The organism is Kitasatospora sp. NPDC091257, from assembly GCF_044757675.1.
Lineage (GTDB): Bacteria > Actinomycetota > Actinomycetes > Streptomycetales > Streptomycetaceae > Kitasatospora > Kitasatospora lactacystinica.
This window is the reverse complement of record NZ_JBIVVI010001277.1, coordinates 1-2483: the sequence shown is the minus strand read 5'-3', so window position 1 is coordinate 2483 and position 2483 is coordinate 1. Positions and strand designations below refer to the sequence as shown.

Annotated in this window: 1 protein-coding gene and 1 pseudogene; both read left to right on the top strand. The window is 75.3% G+C overall.

What is annotated here, in order from left to right; genetic code table 11:
• Window positions 1–66: 66 nt before the first annotated feature.
• Window positions 67–120 (top strand): annotated as a pseudogene (locus ACIQOV_RS37260) (hypothetical protein); the annotation flags it as partial.
• Between the two features lie 30 nt (window positions 121–150).
• The coding region (locus ACIQOV_RS37255) for a condensation domain-containing protein (protein ID WP_401055220.1) at window positions 151–2483 on the top strand (2333 nt) is incomplete at its 3' end.

Sequence of the window (2483 nt, the reverse complement as noted above, 5' to 3'; positions counted from 1 at the left end):
CCGCCATCCAGTTGGCCCTGAACAGCGGCGCGGAGGTCTTCGCCACCGCGAGCCCGGGGGCACTCCCTGCTGGCGACCCGCCTGGCCTCCCGGGTCCGGGCGGTCCTCGGCGCGGAGCTGGAGGTCCGGACGCTGTTCGAGACCCCGACCGTGGCCGGGCTGGCCGCCCGCCTGGACGGCTCCGGAGCTGCGCGGCCCGCACTGACCGCCCGGGCCCGCCCCATGGGGGCACCTCCCGGCCGTCAGGGCCGGGGGAGGGTGCCGCTCTCCTTCGCCCAGCGCCGCCTGTGGTTCCTGCACCGGATGGACGGGCCGAGCGCCACCTACAACATGCCGCTCGCGCTCAGCCTGACCGGCGAACTGGACCGCCCGGCCCTGCACGCCGCGCTCGCGGACGTGGTCGCCCGGCACGAGAGCCTGCGGACGGTCTTCCGCGAGATCGACGGCGTGCCGTACCAGGTCGTGCTGAGCGCCGCTCGGGCGCGCCCCGCACTGCCGGTGATGGAGATCGACGAGAGCGCACTGGCCGAACGGCTGGCGGAGACGGCCCGGCGCGGCTTCGACCTGGCCGCGGAGCCGCCCGTCCGGGCGGAGCTGTACGCGCTCGCCCCCGACCGGCACGCGCTGCTGGTCGTGGTGCACCACATCGCCGCCGACGGCTGGTCGATGGGCCCGCTCTCCGGTGACCTCGCCGCGGCCTACGCGGCCCGCTGCCGGGGCGAGGCCCCGCAGTGGTCCCCGCTGCCGGTGCAGTACGCCGACTACAGCGCCTGGCAGCGCGACCTGCTCGGGGACGCCGCCGACCCGGACAGCCTGTTCGCCCGGCAACTGGCCTACTGGAAGCACGAGCTGGCCGGCGTCCCGCAGCAGCTGCAGCTGCCCGCCGACCGGCCGCGGCCGCCGGTGGCCTCCCAGCGGGGCGACCGGGTCGCGGTCCGACTGGACGCGGAACTGCACCAGGCCCTGCGGGACCTGGCCGCCGCGCGCGGCGCCAGCATGTTCATGGTGCTCCAGGCCGGACTCGCGGCCCTGCTCACCCGGCTCGGCGCCGGCACGGACATCCCGGTCGGCAGTCCGATCGCCGGCCGTACCGACGAGGCGCTGGACGAGCTCGTCGGCTTCTTCGTCAACACCCTGGTGCTGCGCACCGACACCGGCGGGGACCCCGGCTTCGCCGAACTGCTCGGCCGGGTCCGGCAGAAGGCGCTCAGCGCGTACGACCACCAGGACGTGCCGTTCGAGTACCTGGTCGAGGTGGTCAACCCCGCTCGGTCGCTGGCCCACCACCCGCTGTTCCAGATCATGCTGGCCCTGCAGAACGCGCCGCTCGGCGAGTTCGCGCTGTCGGGGCTGGAGACCGGCCACCTGGAGGCGCCGACCGGGACCGCGCGGGTCGACCTGACCTTCAGCCTGGCGGAGCAGTTCCGCCCGGACGGGGCCCCCGACGGCCTGGTCGGCGCCGTGGAGTACGCCACCGACCTGTTCGACGCGCCCACCGTGGAGCTGCTGTTCGAGCGCCTGGCCCGTCTGCTGCGCGCGGCCGTCGCCGACCCCGACCGGCCGATCAGCCGGATCGACATCATGCCCGTCGAGGAACGCCGCCGACTGCTCGCCGGCTCCAACGGTGCCGCGGCCGAGCTGCCCCGGGCCGCGGTGCCGGAGCTGTTCGCCCGCCAGGTGCGGGCCACCCCGGAGGCGGTCGCGGTCGTGGCCGGCGGCACCGAGCTGACCTACGCGGAGCTCGACCAGCGGGCCGGCCGCCTGGCGCGGGCGCTGATCCGCCAGGGCGTACGGCCGGAGACGCCGGTCGCGGTCATGCTGGACCGCTCGGCGGAGCTGGTCGTGGCGATCCTGGCGATCATCAAGGCCGGCGGCGCCTACGTGCCGCTGGACTCGCGCTTCCCCTCCTCCCGGATCGACCTGATCCTGCGGGAGAGCGGGGCCGCCCTGGTGCTCACCCGGGAGGTGCTCACCGCACTGGTGCGGTCCGAGGCCGCCGATCCGTCCGACGTCGAAGTCCCCTGTGAACCCGGGCAGTTGGCGTACATCATGTACACCTCCGGCTCGACCGGCCGGCCGAAGGGCGTGGCCGTCACCCACCGTGACGTGGCGGGCCTCGCGCTCACCCCCGAATGGCGGGGCGGCGGACACGAGCGGGTGCTGATGCACTCCCCGACGGCCTTCGACCTCTCCACCTACGAGCTGTGGGTCCCGCTGCTCAACGGCGGCCGGGTCGTGGTGGCGCCGCCGGAGCAGCTCGACCTCGACCTGCTCCAGCACACGATCACCTCGTACGGGGTGACCGGACTGTGGCTCACGGCCGGACTGTTCCGCCTGGTCGCCGAGGAGCGCCCGGGCCTGCTCGCCGGGGTGCGCGAGGTGTGGACCGGCGGCGACGTGGTCTCCCCGGCCGCCGTCGCCCGGGTGCGGGAGGCCTGCCCCGGCATCGAGGTGGTCAACGGCTACGGGCCCACCGAGGCCAC